General features: G+C 65.6%; 39 protein-coding genes and 1 tRNA gene. 30 read left to right on the top strand and 10 right to left on the bottom strand.

Going from position 1 to position 23,127, the window contains the following annotated elements; translation table 11 throughout:
• Positions 1 to 2 precede the first annotated feature (2 nt).
• Complete coding sequence (gene rimP / locus B0I00_RS16660) at positions 3 to 575, bottom strand: ribosome maturation protein RimP (RefSeq protein ID WP_100868546.1); 573 nt, start codon at positions 573 to 575, stop codon at positions 3 to 5.
• Between the two features lie 341 nt (positions 576 to 916).
• Here rimP and B0I00_RS16655 point away from each other — a divergent pair, with 341 nt between their 5' ends.
• The 5 genes from B0I00_RS16655 to B0I00_RS16640 are packed head-to-tail and all read left to right on the top strand — an operon-like array spanning position 917 to position 2,085.
• On the top strand, positions 917 to 1,123 hold the full coding sequence (locus B0I00_RS16655) for a cold-shock protein (protein ID WP_100868545.1): 207 nt from the start codon (positions 917 to 919) through the stop codon (positions 1,121 to 1,123).
• A gap of 4 nt (positions 1,124 to 1,127) precedes the next feature.
• The gene (gene infA / locus B0I00_RS16650; RefSeq protein WP_100868544.1) at positions 1,128 to 1,394 is read left to right on the top strand and encodes a translation initiation factor IF-1; all 267 of its coding nucleotides are present in this window, start codon (positions 1,128 to 1,130) and stop codon (positions 1,392 to 1,394) included.
• A gap of 55 nt (positions 1,395 to 1,449) precedes the next feature.
• Positions 1,450 to 1,608 (top strand): hypothetical protein, encoded by a 159-nt coding sequence (locus tag B0I00_RS17120; RefSeq protein WP_157812616.1) that lies wholly within the window; start codon positions 1,450 to 1,452, stop codon positions 1,606 to 1,608.
• Positions 1,609 to 1,667: 59 nt separating this feature from the next.
• Entirely contained in the window at positions 1,668 to 1,886 is a 219-nt protein-coding gene (locus B0I00_RS16645; RefSeq protein ID WP_100868543.1) for a hypothetical protein, read from the top strand.
• On the top strand, positions 1,876 to 2,085 hold the full coding sequence (locus tag B0I00_RS16640) for a hypothetical protein (protein ID WP_100868542.1): 210 nt from the start codon (positions 1,876 to 1,878) through the stop codon (positions 2,083 to 2,085). Before B0I00_RS16645 ends, B0I00_RS16640 begins: the two co-directional genes overlap by 11 nt.
• 6 nt (positions 2,086 to 2,091) lie before the next feature.
• Here the strand turns inward: B0I00_RS16640 and B0I00_RS16635 are convergent, their stop codons facing one another.
• From B0I00_RS16635 to pspF, 5 genes are all read right to left on the bottom strand, one after another.
• A complete protein-coding gene (locus B0I00_RS16635; RefSeq protein ID WP_100868541.1) occupies positions 2,092 to 2,796 on the bottom strand; it encodes a M23 family metallopeptidase in 705 nt (234 codons plus the stop codon).
• Between the two features lie 3 nt (positions 2,797 to 2,799).
• Positions 2,800 to 3,996 carry a L,D-transpeptidase family protein gene (locus B0I00_RS16630; RefSeq protein WP_232730331.1) on the bottom strand — a complete coding sequence of 399 codons (1,197 nt, stop codon included), beginning with the start codon at positions 3,994 to 3,996 and terminating at the stop codon, positions 2,800 to 2,802.
• 98 nt (positions 3,997 to 4,094) lie between these two features.
• The gene (locus tag B0I00_RS16625; protein WP_100868539.1) at positions 4,095 to 4,601 is read right to left on the bottom strand and encodes a PilZ domain-containing protein; all 507 of its coding nucleotides are present in this window, start codon (positions 4,599 to 4,601) and stop codon (positions 4,095 to 4,097) included.
• Positions 4,602 to 4,688: 87 nt separating this feature from the next.
• Complete coding sequence (locus tag B0I00_RS16620) at positions 4,689 to 4,988, bottom strand: hypothetical protein (protein ID WP_100868538.1); 300 nt, start codon at positions 4,986 to 4,988, stop codon at positions 4,689 to 4,691.
• Positions 4,989 to 5,090: 102 nt separating this feature from the next.
• The gene (pspF, locus tag B0I00_RS16615) at positions 5,091 to 6,122 is read right to left on the bottom strand and encodes a phage shock protein operon transcriptional activator (RefSeq protein WP_100868537.1); all 1,032 of its coding nucleotides are present in this window, start codon (positions 6,120 to 6,122) and stop codon (positions 5,091 to 5,093) included.
• Between the two features lie 121 nt (positions 6,123 to 6,243).
• Between pspF and B0I00_RS16610 the strand changes: the two genes are divergently transcribed.
• From B0I00_RS16610 to grxD, 21 genes are all read left to right on the top strand, one after another.
• Entirely contained in the window at positions 6,244 to 6,432 is a 189-nt protein-coding gene (locus B0I00_RS16610) for a hypothetical protein (RefSeq protein ID WP_100868536.1), read from the top strand.
• A 176-nt stretch (positions 6,433 to 6,608) separates the two neighbouring features.
• Positions 6,609 to 7,349 (top strand): phage shock protein PspA, encoded by a 741-nt coding sequence (gene pspA, locus B0I00_RS16605; protein ID WP_232730336.1) that lies wholly within the window; start codon positions 6,609 to 6,611, stop codon positions 7,347 to 7,349.
• A gap of 3 nt (positions 7,350 to 7,352) precedes the next feature.
• Positions 7,353 to 7,643 (top strand): envelope stress response membrane protein PspB, encoded by a 291-nt coding sequence (pspB, locus tag B0I00_RS16600; RefSeq protein WP_100868534.1) that lies wholly within the window; start codon positions 7,353 to 7,355, stop codon positions 7,641 to 7,643.
• Positions 7,640 to 8,017: an envelope stress response membrane protein PspC gene (pspC, locus tag B0I00_RS16595; protein ID WP_100868533.1), complete on the top strand. Its 378-nt coding sequence runs from the start codon at positions 7,640 to 7,642 to the stop codon at positions 8,015 to 8,017. The genes pspB and pspC overlap by 4 nt, the downstream gene beginning before the upstream one ends.
• Positions 8,018 to 8,045: 28 nt before the next feature.
• Positions 8,046 to 8,333 (top strand): hypothetical protein, encoded by a 288-nt coding sequence (locus tag B0I00_RS16590; RefSeq protein ID WP_100868532.1) that lies wholly within the window; start codon positions 8,046 to 8,048, stop codon positions 8,331 to 8,333.
• Entirely contained in the window at positions 8,333 to 8,614 is a 282-nt protein-coding gene (locus B0I00_RS16585; protein ID WP_100868531.1) for a hypothetical protein, read from the top strand. Before B0I00_RS16590 ends, B0I00_RS16585 begins: the two co-directional genes overlap by 1 nt.
• Before the next feature lie 31 nt (positions 8,615 to 8,645).
• Complete coding sequence (locus B0I00_RS16580; RefSeq protein WP_232730330.1) at positions 8,646 to 8,945, top strand: hypothetical protein; 300 nt, start codon at positions 8,646 to 8,648, stop codon at positions 8,943 to 8,945.
• Positions 8,946 to 8,958: 13 nt separating this feature from the next.
• Positions 8,959 to 9,231 (top strand): hypothetical protein, encoded by a 273-nt coding sequence (locus tag B0I00_RS16575; RefSeq protein WP_157812615.1) that lies wholly within the window; start codon positions 8,959 to 8,961, stop codon positions 9,229 to 9,231.
• A gap of 26 nt (positions 9,232 to 9,257) precedes the next feature.
• On the top strand, positions 9,258 to 9,494 hold the full coding sequence (locus B0I00_RS16570) for a hypothetical protein (RefSeq protein WP_100868529.1): 237 nt from the start codon (positions 9,258 to 9,260) through the stop codon (positions 9,492 to 9,494).
• A 25-nt stretch (positions 9,495 to 9,519) separates the two neighbouring features.
• Complete coding sequence (locus B0I00_RS16565; RefSeq protein ID WP_100868528.1) at positions 9,520 to 9,930, top strand: SufE family protein; 411 nt, start codon at positions 9,520 to 9,522, stop codon at positions 9,928 to 9,930.
• 23 nt (positions 9,931 to 9,953) lie between these two features.
• On the top strand, positions 9,954 to 10,292 hold the full coding sequence (locus B0I00_RS16560) for a YbaN family protein (protein WP_100868583.1): 339 nt from the start codon (positions 9,954 to 9,956) through the stop codon (positions 10,290 to 10,292).
• 48 nt (positions 10,293 to 10,340) lie between these two features.
• Entirely contained in the window at positions 10,341 to 11,768 is a 1,428-nt protein-coding gene (leuC, locus tag B0I00_RS16555; protein ID WP_100868527.1) for a 3-isopropylmalate dehydratase large subunit, read from the top strand.
• A gap of 3 nt (positions 11,769 to 11,771) precedes the next feature.
• Entirely contained in the window at positions 11,772 to 12,179 is a 408-nt protein-coding gene (locus tag B0I00_RS16550; RefSeq protein WP_198519289.1) for a GFA family protein, read from the top strand.
• Positions 12,176 to 12,670 (top strand): DNA-deoxyinosine glycosylase, encoded by a 495-nt coding sequence (locus B0I00_RS16545; RefSeq protein WP_100868581.1) that lies wholly within the window; start codon positions 12,176 to 12,178, stop codon positions 12,668 to 12,670. Before B0I00_RS16550 ends, B0I00_RS16545 begins: the two co-directional genes overlap by 4 nt.
• Before the next feature lie 60 nt (positions 12,671 to 12,730).
• Positions 12,731 to 12,910, top strand: coding sequence for a hypothetical protein (locus B0I00_RS16540; RefSeq protein ID WP_100868526.1), 180 nt, complete (start codon positions 12,731 to 12,733; stop codon positions 12,908 to 12,910).
• The gene (gene leuD, locus B0I00_RS16535) at positions 12,910 to 13,500 is read left to right on the top strand and encodes a 3-isopropylmalate dehydratase small subunit (protein WP_100868525.1); all 591 of its coding nucleotides are present in this window, start codon (positions 12,910 to 12,912) and stop codon (positions 13,498 to 13,500) included. Before B0I00_RS16540 ends, leuD begins: the two co-directional genes overlap by 1 nt.
• Positions 13,501 to 13,531: 31 nt before the next feature.
• A complete protein-coding gene (locus B0I00_RS16530; protein ID WP_100868524.1) occupies positions 13,532 to 14,530 on the top strand; it encodes an NADPH:quinone oxidoreductase family protein in 999 nt (332 codons plus the stop codon).
• A 36-nt stretch (positions 14,531 to 14,566) separates the two neighbouring features.
• Complete coding sequence (locus tag B0I00_RS16525) at positions 14,567 to 15,049, top strand: cytochrome c (RefSeq protein WP_100868523.1); 483 nt, start codon at positions 14,567 to 14,569, stop codon at positions 15,047 to 15,049.
• 30 nt (positions 15,050 to 15,079) lie between these two features.
• Positions 15,080 to 15,403 (top strand): DUF1476 domain-containing protein, encoded by a 324-nt coding sequence (locus B0I00_RS16520; protein ID WP_100868522.1) that lies wholly within the window; start codon positions 15,080 to 15,082, stop codon positions 15,401 to 15,403.
• A 4-nt stretch (positions 15,404 to 15,407) separates the two neighbouring features.
• Positions 15,408 to 15,641: a BolA/IbaG family iron-sulfur metabolism protein gene (locus B0I00_RS16515; RefSeq protein ID WP_100868521.1), complete on the top strand. Its 234-nt coding sequence runs from the start codon at positions 15,408 to 15,410 to the stop codon at positions 15,639 to 15,641.
• A 23-nt stretch (positions 15,642 to 15,664) separates the two neighbouring features.
• Positions 15,665 to 15,994 carry a Grx4 family monothiol glutaredoxin gene (grxD, locus tag B0I00_RS16510; protein ID WP_100868520.1) on the top strand — a complete coding sequence of 110 codons (330 nt, stop codon included), beginning with the start codon at positions 15,665 to 15,667 and terminating at the stop codon, positions 15,992 to 15,994.
• On the opposite strand, the gene B0I00_RS16505 is transcribed toward grxD, so the two are convergent.
• Complete coding sequence (locus B0I00_RS16505; RefSeq protein WP_100868519.1) at positions 15,978 to 18,221, bottom strand: putative bifunctional diguanylate cyclase/phosphodiesterase; 2,244 nt, start codon at positions 18,219 to 18,221, stop codon at positions 15,978 to 15,980. The genes grxD and B0I00_RS16505 overlap by 17 nt on opposite strands.
• Before the next feature lie 418 nt (positions 18,222 to 18,639).
• Here B0I00_RS16505 and B0I00_RS16500 point away from each other — a divergent pair, with 418 nt between their 5' ends.
• Positions 18,640 to 19,440, top strand: a complete 801-nt coding sequence (locus B0I00_RS16500) for an NUDIX domain-containing protein (RefSeq protein ID WP_100868518.1) — start codon at positions 18,640 to 18,642, stop codon at positions 19,438 to 19,440.
• Positions 19,441 to 19,609: 169 nt separating this feature from the next.
• Here the strand turns inward: B0I00_RS16500 and B0I00_RS16495 are convergent, their stop codons facing one another.
• Both B0I00_RS16495 and B0I00_RS16490 read right to left on the bottom strand, forming a co-directional pair.
• The gene (locus tag B0I00_RS16495) at positions 19,610 to 20,872 is read right to left on the bottom strand and encodes a hypothetical protein (protein ID WP_100868517.1); all 1,263 of its coding nucleotides are present in this window, start codon (positions 20,870 to 20,872) and stop codon (positions 19,610 to 19,612) included.
• Positions 20,873 to 21,102: 230 nt separating this feature from the next.
• A tRNA-Arg gene (locus B0I00_RS16490) sits at positions 21,103 to 21,179 on the bottom strand.
• A gap of 157 nt (positions 21,180 to 21,336) precedes the next feature.
• Here B0I00_RS16490 and B0I00_RS16485 point away from each other — a divergent pair.
• From B0I00_RS16485 to B0I00_RS17115, 3 genes are all read left to right on the top strand, one after another.
• Complete coding sequence (locus B0I00_RS16485) at positions 21,337 to 21,681, top strand: thermonuclease family protein (protein WP_100868516.1); 345 nt, start codon at positions 21,337 to 21,339, stop codon at positions 21,679 to 21,681.
• 450 nt (positions 21,682 to 22,131) lie between these two features.
• Positions 22,132 to 22,395, top strand: coding sequence for a DUF3892 domain-containing protein (locus tag B0I00_RS16480; RefSeq protein WP_100868515.1), 264 nt, complete (start codon positions 22,132 to 22,134; stop codon positions 22,393 to 22,395).
• A gap of 81 nt (positions 22,396 to 22,476) precedes the next feature.
• A complete protein-coding gene (locus B0I00_RS17115; protein ID WP_157812614.1) occupies positions 22,477 to 22,623 on the top strand; it encodes a hypothetical protein in 147 nt (48 codons plus the stop codon).
• An 82-nt stretch (positions 22,624 to 22,705) separates the two neighbouring features.
• Here the strand turns inward: B0I00_RS17115 and B0I00_RS16475 are convergent, their stop codons facing one another.
• The gene (locus B0I00_RS16475; protein ID WP_100868514.1) at positions 22,706 to 22,930 is read right to left on the bottom strand and encodes a hypothetical protein; all 225 of its coding nucleotides are present in this window, start codon (positions 22,928 to 22,930) and stop codon (positions 22,706 to 22,708) included.
• Between the last annotated feature and the right edge of the window lie 197 nt (positions 22,931 to 23,127).

Raw genomic sequence — 23,127 nt, 5'->3', positions numbered from 1 at the left:
TTTCAGTCTTCCTGTTCTTCGAGAATATCGTCGGCCCCTGTGGCGTCCAGCGGGCGGGTTGCGGCTATCAGCCTGTCGGTCAGGACAAGCTTGGCGGATTGGATATCGGACAGCGGAAACGACACGCGCCCGCTCTTCTTGTCGTCAAGCGTCACGGTATCGCCGTCGATACTGACAAGGTCGCCATGGAGCGCCTTGCGGTTGCCCTCGATCGCGTTGACCAGATTGATGCGCGCCTCGTGCCCGGCCCAGTTGGCATAGTCCTGCGGGCGGGTCAGCGGCCGGTCGATCCCGGGCGAGCTGACTTCGAGCCGGTAGGCATCTGCGATCAGCACTTCGCCCTTTTCTTCCAGCGCGTCGATCACATCGGACACGCGGTGCGAAAGCGCGGCACAGTCCTCGATCACCAGCTGGCCGGTCTCGGGGCGCTCGGCCATGATCTGCAGGGTGTATTCCTCGGCGTCGGAGAGCGGGCCGATCTCGCCGCCCTTGAAATAACGCACGCGCACGAGATCGAATCCAAGGGCCCTGGCCTCCGGCTCGACAACTTCGGTGATGCGCGCGATATCCGCCATGAAAACTCCGATAAACCGGCGCTGTGACAACAGGGTTTCGTGCCGGCCCCTTGCGGCGCCAGCCCCTTCGTTGCGTCACAATGTCGGGATTGAGCGCCAGATAGGCGCGAAGGCAGCTAAAAGCAAGGGCGAATCCGGGGTTAAAGACAGGCGATCGACGGTGCGCCGGGATCACCGTGATTGCATTTCCCGCAAGTCTGTCTATATAGGGATCCGCTAACGTCGCCTGCGACGGAACCTTTCGGTCTTTTAACCGGCCCCTTCGTTCCTTTTCTCGCCACTAATGCTCCTGCGGGCCACTCGGGCACGCGGGGTCACTCGTTTCGTGAAAGGAACACCCCATGCCAGTAGGCACCGTAAAATTCTTCAACGCAGACAAGGGTTATGGCTTTATCGCGCCCGATGGCGGCGGGGCTGACAGCTTCGTCCACATCAGTGCCGTCGAAAAGGCCGGCATGCGCAGCCTCGACAAGGATCAGCGCGTGAAGTTCGACGTGGAAACGGACAATCGCGGTAAGGCTTCGGCCGTCAACCTCGAGTCCGCGTAAGATCATGGCCAAAGAGGATCTTCTGACCCTTGATGGCCAGATCGACGAAATCCTTCCGGATGGGCGCTTTGGCGTCATGCTGGAAAACGACCACCGGATCATCGCTTACACCGCCGGGAAGATGCGCAAGTTTCGCATTCGCTCGGTGGTGGGCGACCGGGTCAAGGTCGAAATGACCCCCTACGACCTGTCCAAGGGCCGCATCGTCTTCCGGGAAAAAGGTCCCGGCGGAGGACCCGGTGGTGGACCGCGCCGTGGGGTGCGGCGTTAGGTTCGAAACACCTGACAACGATTACGGCGCCTACGTGGCGCCGAGGAATACCATTATGTATGATCTGATAACCGCCGCGGCCCGCAGGGCCGTTCCGGCCGCCTGCGGCCACACCTTTCAAAGCCGCAACCGGCCCTTCCTGCCTGGCGCCAGCCGCTTCGGCGTACTGAGCCGCGACGAATTGCGGCGGGCGGTTGCCGAAGTGATCGGCTGACTATTCGAGGGGCGCCGCCCGGCGGTGCCCCGACCCTCCAACTGGCAAGGTTCATCGTCATGGCGCAATCTGCAAGCTACTATCTGCAACAGGCGGAGGCCTGCGAACGCGCCGCGGCGGCGACCGAACTGGACAATCAGCGCGCCACGCTGCTGCGATCACAGGCCGCCTGGCTTGCACTGGCAGCGCGCGAACTTGGCATTCAGGCGTCACGCGCCGAACGCCTCAACCAGGCCGAACAAGATCGCGCCGCCAGGGAGACCCACAATGTCGAATGAAGCAACTCTTCCGTTCCTCATCAACCAGGACGCCGAAGGCAACTACCGCCTGACTGTTCGCGACATTCGCTACAACAGTCAGGGCTATCCGATCGTCACCGGAACTCTGCAGGACGAACTGTTCAAAACCGCTGCCGCCGCAAAGACATGGGCGCGCGACAATTTCCAGGCCAAAGCCGGGCAATATGCCACCAAGTAGCGCCGCTCACCGCGCGCCCCGTCCCAGCATCGGATACGGATTTATCGCGGTTGCGGGTTGGTACCACTTTCGGTCGGGCGAGGTTGCCATTATCGCGAAGTGAAGGTGCGGCCCTGACGGGCTTGCGTTGCCCGTGGAACCGACCGTTCCGATCGGCGCGCCTGCCCGGATGGGCCGGTTCTCGGCAAGTCCCGGCGCATAGGCGTCTAGGTGGGCATAATAATAGATCAGCCTCCGATCGGGTGACCGAACATAGGCGGTGTTTCCGCCAAGGTTCGACCAGAACAGCTTTTCGATCGTGCCTGACGCGGCCGCCACAACCGGCGTGCCGCGCGCTGCCATGATGTCGATCGCGTCGTGTACACGGCCATCAGAGCGGCTTTGGGTGAATGTGTCGACCAGGCTGTGCGGCAGGACGCCGACCACCGGCATCACCAGGGCGCCGGGCGTGTTGGGCGGCGCGGGAGCGGTCTCGAGGCTGGCCCTGACCAGCGAGGCGCCTTGCGCGGCGGCTCCGGCGGGTGCCACTGGCGGCCCGCCTTGCGACAGGTTCGCAGCGGCCGGTTCGCCCGGCACACCTTGGTCGCCTGCTCCGGCGCCCGGGGCGAGGCGCGAATACCATACCAGCCCGGCTGCGAGCCACAGGCCCGAGGTGACGATCGCGGTGATCGCCGCCGTCTTGATCAGGGTGGACCAGCCGAATTGCGCCATGGCTCAGGCCTCGAACAGGACCTTGGTGGATCCCGAGACCATCTGCGCCAGGCGCGCGACGTCCCAGTTGGTCAGGCGGACGCAGCCGTGGCTTTGCGCGCGGCCGATGGTCTGCGGCTCGGGCGTGCCGTGGATGCCGTAATGCTCTTTGCTGAGATCGATCCAGGCGACACCCACCGGCCCGTTCGGCCCGGGTGGCAGCAGTTCCTTGCTCTCGCCGTCGTCGACGTCCCAGAACAGTTCGGGGTTGTAGTGGAACGGCGGATTGCGCGCGACGCCAAGGATCTTCCAGTTGCCGAGCGGAAGCGGGTCGTGCTGCGATCCCATGGTCGCGGTGAACATGCCGACCAGCTTGTCGTTCGCATCATAGACCTTGAGCGTTCCCTTGCTCTTGCTGACGACGATCCGCGCCGCCTTGGGCTGGGTGGTCCCGACGCCGAGCATCGCCAGCGTATCGCGCCACTTGGCGTCGCTCACCTGCCTGGCGTCCATCGCGTCGGCCCCGACATTGGGCACACGGATCTGCTGTCCGGCGCGGAACAGGGTGGGCTGCGAAGCGCCGTTCTCTTTCGCGTCCTGCATCGGCGATGGCGTGGCCGATGGCGTTGGCGAGGCCGCCCTCGGAGCGCCCGCCGGCACACCGCCCGGGTTCAAGGCCTTCAGGGTGTCGATGGTTGTGTGGAACCGTTCGGCCAGCTTTTCGTCCAGCGAGGTATAGCCCATCGCTAGCAGCTTCGCCTGGTCGGCAGCCTTGTCGGGGATCGGCAGAAACGGCCCCGCCGCAAAATCGGCGGGGATCGTGACCACGCGCGTCGCCGGAATATTGTCGAACCGGGCAAGTCCGGCCTTCGTCGCATCGTCCAGCTTGCCGGTCTGATCGAAACCGTTGGCTTCCTGGAATCCGAGCAACGCGTTCCTGGTCGAAAGGCCTTCCTTGCCGTCGACGACGCCGGGCGTGAAGCCCAGCCGGTCTAGTACGACCTGCGCCTGCATGACCGGGCGCGGCTGGTCGTCGGCAAGGTCGGCCGGCAGGGCGGTGCCCGGCTGCAGATCGTGCGCGGCCATCGGATCGGGAGCCGGGGCCGGCGCGCCCTGCGCCGCCACGTCAGCGGGGGCCTGGCGATCGTCCCGGTTGAGCAGATCGCAGGCCGCGATCGCCAGCATGACGGGCAGAGTGGCTAGAACCGGTATCAGACGCATCGCAAATCCCAGGCGTTATGGCCGCCCATGCGGCCTTCGCCCGATCAACGCGCGAAAGTGCGCAAGGCTCCGCCGGAGCGTCGCAAATGTCTGGCAGGTCAGCCCTTTGCCGGATCGACGAAGGCCAGGCCGATGAACCCGCCGCTGCGCCAGCGCACCTCGGCCGCCAGCGTGGTGCCGTCTTCCAACTCGACCATAAGCTGTTTGCTGTTGAACACGTCCTCGATCGCCTCGCCCTTGACCCCGCCGGACGAGATGTCCTCGATGGCGAAGGCTCGCGGCGCCCCGTCGATGTGCAGGGTGAGCACGCGGCCCGAGGCGGATTTGCGTTCCTCGGCACGGCGTTCGCGCCACGGTTTGCCGCCGGTCACCATGTGCAGTGCGACCTGCTGGTGCCCGAAGGGATCAAGCCCCATCGTCGCCGCCTCGGCCAGCGGCAGCGCCGTTCCGCAGCGCGCGCATTCGGCGGTGATCCGGCCTACGAGCCAATTGGTGCCGTGACAGCCAGGGCAGCGGTTGACGCTGTCGGCATGGAACAGCACCTGGTATCCGCGGGCACTGGCCCGATTGCGCCCATAGGGCGGTACGGAAGCGAAAGCGTTCATGCCAGGGTTCCTTGCCGGCCTGATTTCAGACGTTCACCCTACAGCAGCGCCCTTGCCAACTCTTTAACCCGGTTTTCACCGTACCGCTTAGGTGCCTGCGCACAGTAACTTGGCTTCAGCCTCGGTTTCGTCGATCCGGTCCCGGCTCTCGTCGAACCGCCCACTCTCGACGGCCGCGTCCCAGACCCGCTGCGCCTCGCGTTTGGCCCGTTCGCAGCGCGCCGCTTGGTCACGAGCGACGGCGTCCTTGAGACCCGAGGCTTCCGCTGCTGCTTCGGCCACCGTGTCGACGTTACGGGTCATCCATGCCCCGGCCAAACCGACCAGGACGACCAGCGCGAGCCAAATCAGTCCGGCCGACCTGAAACAACCTTTGGCATTCTCCATCGGCTCAATCCTCTTTGCGCCGCCGTGCGGAGGCGCGACGCCGGCGCGGGCGGGCCGACTCCACCCTTTACCCTGCGGCCATTAGGCGTCCATCAGGCGCCACTAGCCACCGAATGCTTCGTTAAGGCCATGCTTCTTCATGCAGTGGCGCAGCTGGTCGTAGGTCAGACCGAGCGCCTTGGCGGTCTGCCGCTGGTTGTAGCGGTTGCGCCCCAGGGCATGCTCGAGGATCGCACGTTCGTACGCATCGACGGCGGAGCGCAGGTCCGACACGGTGTCGAACGACGCATGACCGCTGGCCGGGGCGTTCGGCGTCGGCTCATCCGCCGAAGCAGGCGGGCGCGGGCTTGCCTGCGGCGACCACGGGCTCTCGAAAGGGTCGAATTGGACATGGCCAACCGGGCGGTCCCAGTCGTCCCAGCGATAGACTGCGCGTTCCACCACGTTGCGCAGCTCGCGCACGTTGCCGGGCCAGGCATAGTCTTCGAGCGCGCGCATCGCGGCCGGCGAGAAGCCCGGCCATTGCTCCCAGTGCAGCTCCGTCGCCATGCGCCGGCCGAAATGGTCGGAAAGCACCGGGATATCGCCCTCGCGCGCGCGAAGCGGCGGCAGGGTGATGACATCGAAGCTCAACCGGTCGAGCAGGTCGGCGCGGAACCGACCTTGTTGCGCCAGGCGCGGCAGATTCTCGTTGGTGGCGGCAACAATGCGCACGTCGACCTTGTTCGGCCGCGACGATCCGATCCGCGTGACCTCGCCGTATTCGACGGCGCGCAGCAGGCGTTCCTGCGCGCCCATCGACAGCGTCGCCAGTTCGTCGAGAAAAAGCGTCCCTTTGTCGGCTTCCTCGAACCGGCCGGCCCGCGCTCTGGTAGCACCGGTGAAGGCACCCTGCTCATGACCGAACAATTCCGCCTCGATCAGCGTTTCCGGCAAAGCCGCGCAGTTCAGCGTGACCAGCGGCTCGTCCCAGCGCCGCGACAGGCGGTGAAGGCGTTCGGCCACCAGCTCTTTGCCCGTCCCGCGCTCGCCGATCACCAGGACCGGACGCCGCATCGGAGCGGCACGGCTGGTGCGATCGACCGCGTCGAGGAAGGCCTCGGACTGACCGAGAAATTGAACGTCCCGCTCCATGCCCAATATGTAGCAAAAATCCCCAACACGGCGCAAGGATCACCACATGTCGTTGGTCGATCTAGTGGCCAAATGGCGCAAATCCGTCGTGCTCCCGAATTGGCACGCGCCTTGCTCTTACGTGAACAAGCACTCTTTCCGCGAGGATATCATGTTCACCAAGACCTTCTCCACCGCCACCAAGCTCGACAAGGCGATCGTCCTTTCGGTCGGGGCGATGCTGTCGTTCAACCTCTTCGTCCTGACCCAGCAGCAGGCCGCGCCCGCGCTGGCCGCCACCCCGGTCGCCGCCGCGACCGCGCAGGCCTGAAGGACGCAGCCGTGATCAATGACCCCGTTGACAGGGACAACCCCCTTGGGCCGGAACGCGACCCCCCCCCCGCAGGCGACCCCCAGTCCCCTCGCCTGACCCGCGTTCCGGCCCATACCGAACCCTCCTACGGCCAGACCCGTCGCCAGTCGCGTCTCGACGCGGAAGTCGACCGCCTGCGCCGTTCCCCGACCCCCAGCCTCGGAGCACCCTTGATGGGCATTTTCAGCCGTACCCGTGACATCATCGCCGCCAACTTCAACGACCTGCTCGACAAGGCCGACGACCCGGCCAAGATGATCCGCATGATCATCCTTGAAATGGAGGAAACCCTGGTCGAGGTCCGGGCCAGCGCGGCACGCACGATTGCCGATCAGAAGGAAATGCACCGCCACACAATCAAGCTTGACCAGCTTCAGGCCGACTGGGCCGACAAGGCCCAGCTCGCCCTGTCGAAGGATCGCGAGGACCTCGCCCGCGCCGCCCTCGTCGAAAAGAAGAAGGCCGGCGACATGTCCGACCAGCTCAAGACCGAGATCGCCGTGCTGGACGACGCGCTGCGCGCCTACGAGATCGACATCGAGAAGCTGCAGACCCGCATGCGCGAAGCCCGCAGCCGCCAGACCGCGATCGCCGCGCGTCTCGAAAGCGCCGAGAACCGCGTCAAGCTGCGCACGCTGCTCGCCAGCGAGCGGGTCGACGAGGCAATGGCCCGGTTCGACCAGCTCGAGCGCCGGGTCGACTATGCCGAAGGCCGCGCCGATGCGCTGAGCCTGGCCGACGGGACCAAGCAGCCCAGCCTCGCCGACGAGATCGCGGCGCTCGCCGGGCAGGACAAGATCGACGAGGAGCTTGAGGAAATGAAGCGTGCGCTGGGTCAGCAGAACGCTCTCCCGAGCCGCAGCGAAGAGGATTGATCGATGGAAGAAGTGTTTGCAATCGTGGCCATATTCGTGGGCCTGCCGTGGCTGATCCTGCACTACATCACCAAGTGGAAGACCGCGCCGACGCTGACCAACGACGACGAGGCGCTGCTCGAGGAACTCTACCAGCTGGCGCGCCGCCTCGATGACCGGATCGAAACGGTCGAACGCCTGGTGGCCGCCGATAATCCCGAATTCACCCCCCGCCGTATCGCCGCCCGCGACGAAGCGGTGGACCCCAAGCTCGACGAACTCGACCGCCTGCTCAGCCGGAGGACTGCAAAGTGAACACGACACCCCGCACCCGCTTCTACCGCGACAAGCAGGACGGCAAGGTACTGGGCGTCTGCGCCGGCATCGCCGACTACACCGGGATCGACGTGTTGTGGATCCGTCTGGGCTTCATCGCCTTCACCCTGATGATGGGCTGGCCGATCATTGCCTACTTCGCGCTCGGCATGATCGCCGACAAGAAGCCCAGCGCGCTCTACGGCGACCGAGACGAGCAGAAGTTCTGGCAGGGGGTGCGTCAGTCGCCGACCCGTTCGGCCCGCGAAGTGCGCGGCAAGCTGCGCGAGATCGACCGCCGCCTGGCCGATATCGAAACGTACTACGTGACCAGCAACCCGCGCCTGTCCGCCGAAATCGAGCGGCTGCGCTGAAACCAACACTGCAGGGGGAATTAGAGCAATGGATGCCGGAGCAATTGGCGCCCTGATCCCGATCTTTGCCTTGTGCATTCCGATCGTCGCGATCTGGACCAAGCACAAGCAGAAGATCGCCCAGATGGAAATCCAGGCGACCGCCGAAAAGGCCGCTCAATACGCGGCAAGCAACAGCGAACTCGAACAGCGCGTCCGCGTTCTGGAACGCATCGTTACCGACAAGGGCTACGATGTCGCGACGCAGATCGAAGCCTTGCGCGATGCCCGCCACGTCGAAGCCTTGCTCGACTCCCGCGAGAAGGACCTGCGCTGATGGAGTTCGGGGAATTCATGGGCCTGGCTGCTGTCGTTATCGGCACGGTGTCGATCGTCGGCATCCTGACCGGAGCCTACAAGAGCAAGCTGAAGGTCCGCGAACGGGAACTGGAACTGCAGATCCTGCACGCCAGCGGCCAAGCGGGGACTTCCTCTTCGCCCGATCCGCGCATCGAACAGCGTCTGCGCGTGCTCGAACGGATTGCCACCGACAAGGGCCCGGACCTTGCTGCCCAGATCGAAGATTTGCGCAACGCGCGCCAGAACGAGGTTGTGTGAAATGGATCCTGATAAGGTAATGCTTCTGCGAATGCTGATCCCCACCATCAGTCTGATCGGGGTGGCTGCAGTCGGCGGATGGGTTCTGACGACGTGGATGCGGATCAAGAACGGGTACCCGCTGGACGGTGCCTGGGGCCAGGCGGTCTATCCCCGGAAGAATGAAGAAGCGGTCGAGCGCATCAGGCTGCTCAGCCAGGAAAACGCCCAGCTCCGCGCCGAACTTGGCAGCATCAAGGACCGCATGGCCAACGTCGAACGGATCGTCACCGACAGCGGCTATGCCCTGACCCACCAGATCGAAGCGCTGCGCGACCAGGTCAGCAATTGAAGGAGACCAGATGATGAGCGGAGGAGTCGTTGCCATTATCATCGTCGCCATCGTGACCAGCATGATCGTCCGCCTGGTACGGATCTGGGTCGGCGATGATCGCGCCACGCGCCGTGTGCGCCGCGCCCAGGCCGGGCAGCCTGCCCTGCCCAGCCCGCGCGAACAGGAACTGCAGCGCGAGGTCGAGGACCTGCGCGAACGGATCCACGTCCTCGAACGCATCGCTACCGACGGCCGCCGCCCGCAGGCGCTGGCCGAAGAAATCGATCGTCTGCGCGACAACTGACGCGCGCCAAGTCTGGGAGCACCGCAATGACCGGCGAATACCTCCTGATTGCCTTGACGGCCCTGCTCGGCCTGATCGTCATCGCGGCTGCGGCGCTGCGCGGCTGGCAGGGCTGGCTGACGCTCAAGACCCGTGAACTGGAAACCCACCACCGCCCGGAAATCGAAGGCGGCGTGGGCCAGGGCATGGCGCGGATCGAGATTGCCGACCTCAAGGAACGCATCCGCAAGCTCGAGGCGATCGCCGCCGGGGTGGACCTCTGACCCCCGCCCCGCTAGTGCCGCGCCGATGCGCAGCCTTTCCGATATTCATGACGAATACGATTTTCTCGACGGCGACGAACGCTACCGCCTGCTGATCGAACTGGGCCGCTCGCTTGATCCCATGCCCGACGCGCTGAAGACCGACGCCACGCTGGTGCGCGGCTGCTCCGCCAGCGTCTGGGTCTATCCGATGCAACGCGACGACGGCACCCTGCATTTCCTCGCCGACAGCAACGCCGCGATCACCAAGGGGATCGTCGCCCTGGTCATCGCCGCGGTGCAGGACCGCCCCGCCGCCGAGGTCGCGGCGACGGACTTGGCCGCCGCGCTCGAACCGTTCGATCTCAGGAACCAGTTGTCCTCCAACCGCACCCAGGGCGTGCCCAACATGATCGCCCTGATCCGCGAGACCGCCGCCCGTCTGGCGGCAGGCTGATCGCCCCCGGCGTGCGCCTGTTCATGCTCAGGCTGGCGGGCTACACCGCGCTGTGCTTCGGGATCGTTGGCGTGTTCCTGCCGATCCTGCCGACAGTCCCGTTCCTGCTGCTGGCGGCCTACTTCTTTACCAGAAGCCATCCCGAACTGGCCGAACGGCTCTATGCCCATCCCAGCTATGGCCCCGCCATGATCCAATGGCGCGACCGCCGCGCGATCCCGCGCCGGGCAAAGATTTCGGCGCTGATCGCCATGGCGGCAGGCGCGGTTTTCACCTGGTTCACCGTCGGATGGCCGTGGGTGCTGGCCTCGCTGGCCGTGCTGGCGGGTGCCGGCACGTGGATCTGGACCCGCGCCGAATAGGATTGGACCTTGCCAGACTCGGTCGGCCTTTATAGGCGCGTAACAATCATGGCCAGCAGACCCCGAACATTGTACGAAAAGATCTGGGATGCTCACGTCGTCGAACGCCGCGACGATGGCACCTGCCTGATCTACATCGACCGCCATCTCGTCCACGAAGTGACCAGCCCCCAGGCGTTCGAGGCGCTGCGCCTTGCCGGCCGCACGGTCCGCCGTCCCGACCTGACCCTCGCCGTCCCAGACCACAACGTGCCGACCACGCCGCGGCGCGACGCGGCCGGGCACCGTGTGCCGATTGCCGACGCGGAAAGCGCGCAGCAGCTTCAGGCGCTCGAGCGCAACGCACCGGAATTCGGCATCCGCCTGATCGGGGATACCGACGTCGAACAGGGTATCGTCCACGTCGTCGGACCCGAGCAGGGCTTCTCGCTGCCCGGCGCGACGATCGTCTGCGGCGACAGCCACACCGCCTGCCACGGCGGCCTTGGTGCGCTGGCCTTCGGCATCGGCACCAGCGAGGTCGAGCATGTGCTCGCGACGCAAACCCTGCTGCTGGCGCAGTCGAAGACCATGGAAGTGCGCGTCGAGGGCCAGCTTGGCCCCGGCGTCACAGCCAAGGACGTGGTCCTGCACATCGGCGGGGTGCTGCGCGCCTCGGGCGGCACCGGCTATGTCGTCGAATATACCGGCTCGGCGATCCGCGACCTCACCATCGAAGGCCGCCTGACCGTCAGCAACATGGCGATCGAACACGGCGCCCGCGCCGGCCTGATCGCGCCGGACGACAAGACCTTCGCCTATGTGAAGGGCCGCCCCTATGCCCCCAAGGGCGAGGAATGGGACAAGGCAGTCGCCTGGTGGCGCAGCCTCGCGACCGATCCGGGCGCAAGATACGACAAGGTCGTCGTTATCGATGCGGGAGATATCGTGCCCTCGGTTACCTGGGGCACCAGTCCCGAAGACGTGGTACCGATCACCGGCACCGTCCCGGCGCCCGAAAGCTTCGCGGACCCGTCCAAGCAGGATGCGGCGCGCAAGTCGCTCGAATACATGGGACTCACCGCCGGGCAGAAGCTGACCGAGGTGGAGATCCAGAACGTCTTCATCGGGTCCTGCACCAACAGCCGGATCGAGGATCTGCGCGCCGCCGCCGCCGTGCTCAAGGGCAAGACCAAGGCGCGGAACGTCAAGTGGGCGATCGTCGTCCCGGGTTCAGGCCTGGTCAAGCGCCAGGCCGAACAGGAAGGCCTCGACCGGATCTTCACCGACGCCGGCTTCGAATGGCGCGAGCCGGGCTGTTCGGCCTGCCTTGGCATGAACCCCGACAAGGTCCCGCCGGGCGAACGCTGCGCATCGACCAGCAACCGCAACTTCGTCGGCCGCCAGGGCCCTGGCGCGCGCACCCACCTCGTCTCGCCGGCGACCGCAGCCGCTTCGGCCGTGGCCGGTCGCCTTGCCGACGTGCGCGCGATCTGACCGGTGATCGGCGGGCAGTGCCTGTGCGGCCAGGTTGCCGTCGCGATTTCCCGCCGGCCCGACTGCATCAACATGTGCAATTGCCGCCTGTGCCGCGCGACGGGCGCGGCCTGGGGCTATTTCGACAGGTCCGAAGTTACGGTCACAGGACCGACAGCGCAGTTCGTTCGCAGCGACCTGGACGATCCCTGGTTGACCATCAATTTCTGCCCGCGCTGCGGATCGACCACCCATTACGATGCGACTCCGGCGCACCCGTCGGATCGGCTTGGCGTAAACACGCGGCTGTTCGCGCAGGATGCGTTGGACGGCATTCCGGTCACTTACCAGGACGGCCGCGCCGTGATGACCGAAGACGACGACTTCGTCACGACCGGTTCTGGCGTCATCGGCGATGGAAAGGCGTTCTGAACCGCAGCCATGCCTTCGCGCCATTTGCCAGTGCAGGCACGCGGGTCCTCGTGCTGGGCAGTTTGCCCGGTCGGGCTTCCCTGGGAGCGGGACAGTATTATGCCCATCCCCGTAACCAGTTCTGGCCACTGATCGGCGAAGTCATCAGCCAGCCAGCCTTGCCCGGTCGCCCTTATGGCGACCGTCTTGCCGCCCTTGCAGAGGCTGGAATAGGGTTGTGGGATGTCTACGCCTCCGCCTTCCGGCCGGGGTCGCTCGACAGCGCGATCCGCGACGGCGAGGCAGCGGCGCTGGCCGATCTCGCGGCGTCCCTGCCGGACCTGCGCGCTGTGGCCTTCAACGGCAAGGCCGCCTCGCGGACTGGTCGCGCGATTCTTGAGGGCACGTCCCTGCCGCTGGTCGACCTGCCGTCTTCAAGCCCGGCGCATGCGGCGCTCAGCCTGGCCGACAAGCAGGCAGCGTGGCTTGTTCTCCAACGCTTCCTTCGCTGAGATTCAAAAATCAGGAATGGGGCCTTGAACCGGCTGGCCGCGATGGACATAGGGAAAAGCATGACCGACGAAACCGACACGTCCGACAAGGCCAGCTGGACCAGCGCTGCGGCGATGGCCGGGGCCGCTATCGGGTCTGCCGCGATTGCTGCAGCCCTCCTCTACGCCTCGCGCCGCAAGGAGCGCGCCGAACGGGCCGCCAAGAAGGCCAAGGCCGCCCCGGCGCCGGAAACCGATTGATGGACCCCCTGCGCGAGGTGAGCGGACGGGCCATTCCATTCGGCCGCAAGAACGTCGATACCGACGTGATCATCCCGGCCAAATGGCTCAAGACCATCACCCGCGAAGGCCTGGGCAAGGGCGCCTTCGAAAGCCTGCGCACCGATCCGGACAACCTGTTCGATTCGCCCGAATTCTCCGGATCGCCGATCCTGATAGCGGGCGACAACTTCGGCTGCGGGTCGAGCCGCGAACACGCCGCCTGGGCCCTGCTCGACCTTGGCATCAAGGCGGTGATCGCCCCCAGCTTTTCCGACATCTTTTCGGGCAACGCCTTCAAGAACGGCATCCTGACGGTCGTCCTCCCGCAGGACGCGATCGACCGCCTGATGGAGGTCGCGCAGACCGATCCCCTGGCGATCGACCTCGAACACCAGACGGTGACCACCCCGTTCCAGGATCGCTTCACCTTCGCCATCGATCCGTTCCGCAAGCACTGCCTGCTCAACGGGCTCGACGAAGTGGGGCTGACCATGGCGCGCGGCGCGCAGATTTCGGACTACGAACGTCAGGCGCGTGAAAACACGCCCTGGCTGGCGCACACCGCCTGAAAAATCGAACGAACGGGAGAGAGACAAAGCCATGAAAGCCTTGCGCAGCCACGCGGTCGGAGGACCGGAAACCCTGACTCTGGACGACCTCGACAGCCCCCAGCCCGGCCCCGGTCAGGTGCGCATCGCGGTCAAGGCCTGTGCGATCAACTATCCCGACGTTCTCATGATTCGCGACTTGTACCAATTCAAGCCGCCGCGGCCATTCTCGCCCGGCGGCGAACTTTCGGGCGTGATCGACGCGGTCGGTGAAGGCGTTACCCAGTGGAAGGCCGGAGACCGCGTCATCGCCATGATGGGCAACGGCGGTCTTGCCACCGAAGTGCTGGCACCGGCCGACAAGCTGTTCCCCCTGCCCGACGGCGTCGGCTTCGAAACCGGAGCCTCGCTGTTGATGACCTATGGCACCAACATGCACGGCCTGCTCGACCGCGGGCACCTCAAGGCCGGCGACACCCTGCTGGTACTGGGCGCGGCGGGTGGTGTCGGCCTGTCGGCCGTCGAACTGGGCAAGGCCTACGGCGCCCGCGTCGTCGCTGCGGTGTCGAGCGAGGAAAAGGCCGCCGTTGCCCGCGAACACGGCGCGGACGAGGTCGTGATCTATCCTGTCGCGCCGCTCGACCGGGACCAGCAGAAGGCCCTGTCCGAAGCCTTCAAGGCCGCCTGCGGCCCCGACGGCGCCAACGTGGTCTACGACATCGTCGGCGGCGACTATTCCGAACCGGCGGTCCGCGCGATCGCGTGGGAGGGCCGGTTCTGCGTGGTCGGCTTCCCCGCCGGCATCGCCAAGCTGCCGCTTAACCTCACGCTGCTGAAAAGTTGCGACGTCTGCGGCGTGTTCTGGGGGGCCTATGCCGCGCGCGATCCCAAGGGCAACGGCGCACACATCGCCACGCTGTTCGACCTGCTGCAGCAGGGCAAGATCAATCCGCGCGTCTCGGCCACCTTTCCGCTTGATCGCGGCGCGGAAGCGATCACCATGCTGGCGAACCGCAAGGCCATCGGCAAGGTCGTGGTGACCATGCCCTAGGTCAAAGCCTGGCCCGGCGCGACGAAGGAGGCGACGATGAGAACCGCAACATTCCTGATCGCAACGGGCTTGGCCCTGACCGGGTGGGCCGCGCTGGCCAAGCCGGTCGCCGCTCCGGCATCCCCGACGCCGGCTGAGATCGTGGCCGCCCGGCAGGCAGGCATGGCCATGAGCGCAGCCACCTTTACCACCATTCGCACCGCCAACGCTGCGGGAACGCCAATGAAGGACCTGGCCTTTGCCGCCGGGGCACTGGCCAAGTGGGGCGCTTCGATGCCGGCGCTGTTCCACCCGTCGACCCGCACCGTCACCAGCCGCGCCAAGCCCGAGGTGTGGACCGACAAGCCCGGATTTGCTGCCCGCACCGCCGCCTTCGCCGATGCGACCCGGGCGCTGGCGGCGGCCGCCAAGGCCGACGACAAGGTCGCCTTCGCCGCGGCTCTTGCCAGCACCGGCGCGGCGTGCAAGGGCTGCCACGATTCTTACCAGGTGCCGCCGCCGGCCGCCAAGCCCGGCTGACCCGGCGCGAACCCGCTAGCAGGAGCTGACATGACCGACTTCAACGACCGCGAACGCGCCGAAGAGGCCAAGTTTGCCCGCGACGAGGAAATGCACTTCCGGATCCACGCGCGCCGGAACCGCCTGCTGGGCGAATGGGCCGCACAGACGATGGGCCTGTCGAGCGCCGAGGCCGAGGCCTATGCCAAGTCGGTCGTCCAGACCGACTTCGAGGACGGCAGCGACGAGGACGTGATCCGCAAGGTCCTGGGCGATCTTGTGTCCGCCGGGCACGACGTCAGCGAAAGCGATGTCCGCCTCGCCCTCGAAAGCAAAGCGGTCGAAGCGCGCCGGGCCATCATGGGCGAGGGCTGAGCCCGTGGCCATGCCAGCTGCCGAGATCGAGGCGATGATAAAGGCCGCGCTGCCCGACGCGGTGGTGACCATGACCGACCTTGCCGGCGACAATGATCACTGGGCCGCCCACGTCACCTCGGCCGCCTTTGCAGGCAAGTCCCGCGTGGCCCAGCACAAGCTGGTCTACGCCGCGCTGGGCGGCCGGATGGGGGGCGAACTGCACGCCTTGCAACTGACAACCGCCGTTCCCACCTGAGGGAACGAGGAGCCACACAACCCATGTCCGATACCAACGCCCGCATCGCGGAAATCGTCAACTCGCACGACGTCGTCCTGTTCATGAAGGGCACGCCGCTGTTCCCGCAATGCGGCTTTTCCAGCCGCGCCGTCGCCATCCTCGAGCACCTTGGCGTCGCCTACGACAGCGTCGATGTGCTGCAGGACATGGAGATCCGGCAGGGCATCAAGAGCTTTTCGGAATGGCCGACCATCCCCCAGCTTTACGTCAAGGGCGAGTTCGTCGGCGGTAGCGACATCATGATGGAAATGTACGAAGCGGGCGAACTGAAACAGCTTATGGCCGACAGCGGAGTCAGGCCAGCCGCCTGATCCCGTCGCCGGCGGGGGCTGCGAGCGGCGCCTCGCCGATCAGCCCCGCCAAGAGTTCACCTTGCATCGGCATGCCGATGAGGTGGCCCTGGAACTCGCGGCAGCCACACTTTTCCAGCCGCTCCTTCTGCCGCTCGGTTTCGACGCCCTCGGCAATCACGTCGAGGTCCAGCGCCCGCGCGAGCTTGACCATGGCGTCGACCAGGGCTTCGGATTCGTCCGCCCCGCCCAGCGCCGCCACGAACGAACGGTCGATCTTGATCTTGTCGACTGCATAGCGCTGCAACACGCTGAGGCTGGAATAGCCGGTGCCGAAATCGTCCAGCGCGATGGAGAAGCCCAGCCGCTTCAAGGCCTCGACATTGCCAGCAGTGACCGGATCGTCGCCCAGAAGCGCGGTTTCGGTCAGTTCGATCTCGTACCGTCCTGGCGCGACCCCGGCCTGGGCGACCAGGCGGGTAACCAGAGCCGCAAAGCCCGGTGAGCGCAGCTGGATCGCCGATACGTTGATCGCAACGCGCACGTTGGTCCAATGCCCGGTTTCGGCGAAAACCTTGCGCAGCACGTGTTCGCCCAGGGCCAGGATCAGGCCGCATTCTTCGGCCAGCGGCACGAAGATCGACGGCGGCACAGCCCCGCGCTGCGGGTGCATCCAGCGAACCAGCGCCTCAACGGCGACCACACCACCATGGCGATTGACCTGTGGCTGGTAGACCATTTCGAGATCGCCATGGCGCAGGGCTTCGCGCAGGTCCGTCTCGAGCAGGCGGCGGTTGCGCAGCGCAGTGTCCATTTCGGGCTCGAAGAAGGTGACGCGGTTGCGCCCGTGCTCCTTCGACTGGTACATCGCGAGGTCCGCCCAGCGCAACGCCTCGGAGGGTTCGACCCGCGGGCTTTCGATCATCGCAACGCCTACCGAGCAGCCGACCTCGAGCCGGCCATATTCGGTGTCGAGCGGTGCCCGGACGATCGCGACGATCCGTTCGGCAAGTGCTGCCACGGCCACGGCGTTGGCGTCCTCGATCATCACGACGAACTCGTCACCGCCCAGCCGCGCGATCAGCGCCTCCTGCGCGCAAACCTCGCGCAGGCGGTTGGCCACGGCCTGGATCAAGGCATCCCCGGCATGGTGGCCCAGCGTGTCGTTGACGTCCTTGAACCGGTCAAGGTCGACCGCAAGGATCGCCACCCGGCCAAGACCCGGGGTAATGCCGGCCAAGACCGGATTGAGCCGGGCGAACAGCGCCGCGCGGTTGGGCAGTCTCGTCAGGGTATCGTGGAACGCCAGATGGCGCGAACGCGCTTCGCTTGCGATGAGCTCGCCGAAGATCGCCGCGCCGCTGCGGATCACGATCAGCGCAATCATCGCCAGCGCGGCCATGGCGGCAAACGCCGGCACCCACAGCTGGCGCAGCAATTCCGCGCCCGGCCGGCGGGGTGTCCACGAAAGCCGCCCGACCAGCTTTCCATCGGCGCTGCGCAAGCCGACGGCCGCGGAATGATCGGCCGCCGCGTTGGCCGGCATGAGACGCAGGTCGTCGACCAGGTAACGGCCGGCAAAGGCGCGCAGCATCCGGTCGTCCATTGGCATGGCCATGATGGAAACCGGCCCGCGCCGGCCCTTTGGCTGGATCTTGCCCACATCGGGCTGCACCAGTGTGGCGACGACGATGTACAGCGTGCCCTCCGCCCAGGCCAGCGTGTTGACCTGGACCGGTGTGACCTGCGCCGCGTCCGCATTCGCGCGCCGACGGACCGGATCACGCTTGCCTTCTGCGGCCCGGATCAACGGCAGGATCTGCGCCGACACTTGCGCGAACGGCGCGAAGCTGTCGATCGTGGCGCGGTTGCCATGGACCGAGGCGTAAAACGGCTTGTCGGCGGCATCGACAACGAAGGCGCGCGTGAAACCGTTGAAGGTGTAGAGGTAGCTGCCGAGGTTCATGTCCGCCCAGCGCAGGTCGCGCTTGTGGTCCAGCGCGGCGACCGCCTCGTCCCAGGCAACCTGCGGATTGATCATCTCGTCGATTTCGCGCAGCTGCCGGTCGAACCCGTTGTGGACCATGCTCTGCTCGCGGTCGGCCGCAACCGTATCGAAGCGCTTGACCAGGAATACCGCGAGACAGGCCAGCAGCAGCAGCGCGGCCAGCGTCATCACGACGATGGGCCCGAACAGCCGCGCTTTGCGGCTATCGACAGAGGCTGGCAGGAGCTTGGCCCAAGTCACGTGCGGGGTTGGCCTCTTGGCTGCGGTTTCGATTCCGCCGCATTATGCACGCCGCGCTACAAGGAATTGTTAGCGCTCGGTTTAACGAATATTGACCCTTACGATCCGCACTTTCGCGTATTTTGCGGCACAAGCTCAGGGGCTTGGGCCGGCCAACCGCATTAACTATGGTGTCGGAAGAGGCGGGGAGGCGGGACCGCGGGAGACCAGGGGGTGCGGCCCCGCCTCTCACCAGAGACTGCTTGGGGGTACGGCCATCATTGCATGAGGCGTGCCAAATTGGCGTGATCGCCGGAAAACCGCCATTCCTCTATTCAGAACTTTTTGGCAGCACCGCCTCATTGTAAAGCGGGCCGACAGCTTTCGCCCTTGCACGAAGCCTCTTGGCAAAGCGCGCTCGCGTCGGCACCGTGTGGCCATGGACCGGACCGACGAATACCAAGAACACGACGAACCGCCCCCCGCGATCGCGGCGGCCACTCTCGTCATCTTTCGCAACGCCCGCAGCGGCGGGCCTCCTGAAATCCTGATGGTTGAACGGTCCTCGTCGATGACCTTTGCCGGCGGCGCCGCGGTATTTCCCGGCGGGCGCGTCGATGAGGCCGACCGAGATTTCGCCTCCGCGCTGGGCGCAGCGGGAGAGGATCAGCGCGACGAATGGGCTGCCCGCATCGCCGCGGTGCGCGAAACGCTCGAGGAAACCGGCCTTGTCGTGGGAATCGACCAGCGTCCGTCGCTCGAACACGCGTTGGAGGCCCGCGCGATGCTGCTCGAGCGCAAGGAGCTGGCGCCGGTATTGACCGAAATGGGCTGGTCCCTGCGATTCGACAGCCTGCTGCCGTTTGCCCGCTGGCGCCCGAAACACAGGCATTTGCGCGTCTACGACACGCGCTTCTACCTTGCCGATCTTGGCACCGGCGCGGTCGACCTGCTGGTCGACCAGAGCGAAAACACCCACCTATTCTGGGCCAGCGCGGCAGAGGCGCTTGCCCTTGCCGACAGCGAGAAGATCAAGGTCATCTTTCCCACGCGCCGTAATCTTGAACGCCTGGCCCAGTTCGGCACCTTTGCCGATGCGGCCCAGCACGTTTCGCGTTTCCCCAGCCGCATGATCACGCCCTTCATGGAAGAGCGCGACGGCGCCCCCTGGCTCGTCATCCCGGACGATGCCGGATACCCGGTCACCGGCGAGCCGCTCGACAGCGCCAGCCGCGGTTGAAAAAAAAGGCCCTCGTACACCGAGGTGCACGAGGGCTTGTAGTTGGCCGGTAGGAAGGGCCCACCGGTCGGGTCGCACAGCCCTCCTAGGCGGCTCGCGACCGATTCGACCGTGACGGCCATCACACCTTGCGAAATTTGTGTATTTTCCCTGATCAGACCGATCCGGCCTAGCGTACCGGCATCGCCAGCCTCTGCCACGCCAGCCCCTCTGCGCCGATCGCACACTCCCGGAAATAGCGCGCCCGCCCTCCGATGAAGAGGCCGGTTCCCAGCCCGTACCAGACCGATGCGGACCGGTTCCCGAGGATCGACGAGAACGAGTTGGTCGCCATCGCGCCGATGATCATCAGGGCGCCCCAGGCACAAAGGAAAAGCAGGTCGGAATGCCGATCGGCGAGCCGGCTGAGCGCGGCCATGAACCGGAACGACTGCACCATCTGAACAAGGTGCACGAACAGCAGCATTCCGCCGCCGAGAAGGCCGGCGATGAACAGGATGCTGACGTGCTGGTTGTGCCCGAACCCGACCGAATGGGCCGCCCCACCGCCGATCTCGTTCGGCAGATAATACGTCGTCTCGGCCGCCAGGCCATTGCCGATCAGCACCGACTGGGCGTTCGCAGTGAAGGCGTCCAGCATGTACCTGGTTTCGCTCTGCCTGGTGAACAGTGTTGCATCGGTCGATCGTTCCGAACCCGGCGTCGCAAGGCGATCCGTCCATCGCGCGACACCGAAAGCGCCAACGGTCGCGGCGGCAGCCACAAGGATCAGCGCGGCACCCGACAGCACGATCACGCGGCGGCTGAACAGCCTGAACGCGCCGGGGACCAGGCTGACGAACTGAAACAGCGCGGTGACAAGGAAGGTGCGCGTAACGGACAGGAAGACCGCCGCAAGACCGCTGACCAACGCGCCCCACTCCGTCATCGTCAGCCCGAACAGCACCAGACACTCCACATAACTCAAGGCGGCGATCGTCGCGCCGCTCAGGATCTGGAAGCGAACGTTCGAAAGGTCCAGCCGCCCTTCGATCGCCCAATAGACCAGCACTCCGGAAACTACGTATCCCAGGCACATGATGGCCAGCAGCTTGCGCAGGCGCCGCAGGTCCTGAGACATCACAACACGCACCGTTGCATAAAACGTGGTCACGTAGACGAAGGTCGGAATGACATTGCGGATCATCGCATCGTAACTTTGGTTGCGAAGCATCCCCGACAGGAACCCCGCGATCATGAACAAAGTCGCAGCGGCCACGGTCCACAGCATGCCCGGGGCATGAAACCTGGGATCCCTGTCTAGCACGACGAAGGCAAAGGCCATGACAAGGAATATGATCAGGAAGATGACCTGCAGCCCGGAAACAGCGCTGTCTGCGGAAACGCGAAAGTCGATCATCCAGGCCGCGATCATCAGCGCGTAGACGGCCATCAGGGACGTCGACCGGGCTGCAACCGGCACGGGATTTGGCTTTGTGCGCCGCGGATCGAGCAAGCGGGCGGATCTCCTGTCACGGTCGAAGGTCATCGAAAGGCTGGCCTGTCCTCTGCACGCAACGGTGCGCCCCTTGCGGGTTTGCGCGTCAACTGCAGAGGGGACTAGCAGCACCGCCGCGCCGCACAAGACAGCGGCATGGCCATGGCCGTGCAAAGGTGCCGATTTGGCGCGCCCGGCAGGGGTCGAACCTGCGGCCTCAAGATTAGAAGTCTCGCGCTCTATCCAGCTGAGCTACGGGCGCGCACCCGGATTTCTCGGGTTTCCGTAGGTTTCGGGGCTGGCGGCGTCAATGGCGAAACGGAACGGAGCGGAAACGTGGGGCACATTGCGGCACAGCGCGGTCACAATCCCGGTCACACCGCGTTGACGGCGGCGCGTCCGGTTGTCAGGATTTGACCATGTCCCTGATCCTCGCCGCCGCCGCGCTCTGCGCTTCGCCTTCCGTCCATGACGGCGACACGATCCGCTGCGGGGCCGAACGGGTGCGAATCGCCAACATCGATGCGCCCGAGTTGCCGGGATCGTCCAAGTGCAAGGGGCGGGTGCCGCCGTGGGCCTGGTGCGATTTCGAAGCGGGCGCGGCCTCGCGCGATGCGCTGCGCAGCCTGGTCGCCGGGCGGCGCGTCATGATCGAGCGGCAGGGCGTCGATGCCTATGGCCGCACGCTGGCGCGAGTCTACGTCGGCGGAATGGACGCCGGCGATTGGCTAGTTGGCAAGGGACTAGCGCGGCCGTGGCGATAAGGAATTAAGCGACACGCTGCTATCACAGTCCCCGGACATAATTTTTTCACAGATTCACTTTGACTCTTGCAGCGCCGCCAAGTGACGCAATTCCCGCGCGTCGCTGCACCCATCGAACGGCCGAACCTCGCCGAAGCCCACAAGTCTAGCGTTATCGCTTGATTCACCCTCTTGCGCACGAGTCTTGCAGCGGCACTATGGATGGTGGTCCGCATCCGTTTCGCATGTTGCAAGCGGCGGAGCACGGCCTGGGGATAGATTGGGGAAAGGTTTTCCTCGCCTCTCGATCCGCGGGCCGGTTAATACAACACCGGCGCCACCAAGAGGGTGACGCCGGCGAAGTTGGAAGCATCTGAGCAATCCGCTCTGACGTCCCGGTAGGAGCCTCCAGACTACTCTGGCGGTCGGTCTCGTCAAGCTGATTGCTCCGGGCGAACGGAGTAAAATACGATGAGTGCATACCTGGTAACCCATAGCCGCAAGGACGGCCCTGATGCCGATCGCCGCATCGATGCGATCGGTTTCGACGGGTACGTTTATCCGCTCAACACGGTGATCAACTGGATCGAAAGCGGGGTACACAGCTTCTTCGTGCTTGTACTCGGCCAGCGCGTAACCGTCCTGGTGCGCAAGACCGTGTTTGGTCACAAGTACCTGACCACCTCACCGGACGGGTTCAAGCCGAACAATCTGCTTTACCTGCCCGATTGCTGATCGGGTGGCCGGGTCGCGTTTCGCCGCGACCCGGCTTCTCCGCTTTCCTACAGCCCGCCCGGCACGCTATCGCCGCGCCGCATGGAACCGCTGTCCGAACGCATCGCCCGCCGCGCGCTGATCGCCGCCGACGCCTTCACGCGCGACCGCCTGGTTGCCCTCGCCTTCGAACTGCGCGCACAGGGCGAGCGCTTGCCCTTCACCGGGCCCGCGGTGCGCCGCCGGTGAAAGAGGATCGCGCCATCCGGATCGAGTTCGCGGTGCTGGCGGCGCTGCTGTTCTTCGTGGTGGCCGGCCGGCTGCTGCTCGATTAGCCGAAGCTTGGCCCGCAGCGCACGTCGCGCGATCCGCATTTGCGGCACTTCAGCCGCGCTTCGACCGCCGCCATCACCCGCGACCAGCCCCGTTTCGAGCAGGTGTCGGTCAGCTCGCGCGCGTTGAGCACGGCCGTGTGCCGGCAGGCCCGGCAATCGACCCGCAGGTTGAACCCGTGCCGGGCATAGTCGCTGATCAGATCGAGCCGCTTGCTTCCCATCCGCGCCCAAGAACAGAGCGCGAACGATTCGGCCAGCGCCGAATTGCCGCTCAGGGTTGCGCCGGCGGGCCGCCGATGATCAGCGGGCCGAACACGACCCAAACAAAGCCGACCCACGACGCGACGAAAATTGCCGCAATCGCATAGTGCTCCCAGTAGAGCCCTCGCCTCTTGCGGATCGCGTGCCGCGATTTCCG

This window comes from Novosphingobium kunmingense (assembly GCF_002813245.1).
Lineage (GTDB): Bacteria > Pseudomonadota > Alphaproteobacteria > Sphingomonadales > Sphingomonadaceae > Novosphingobium > Novosphingobium kunmingense.
This window is presented reverse-complemented; position numbering and strand designations above follow the sequence as displayed.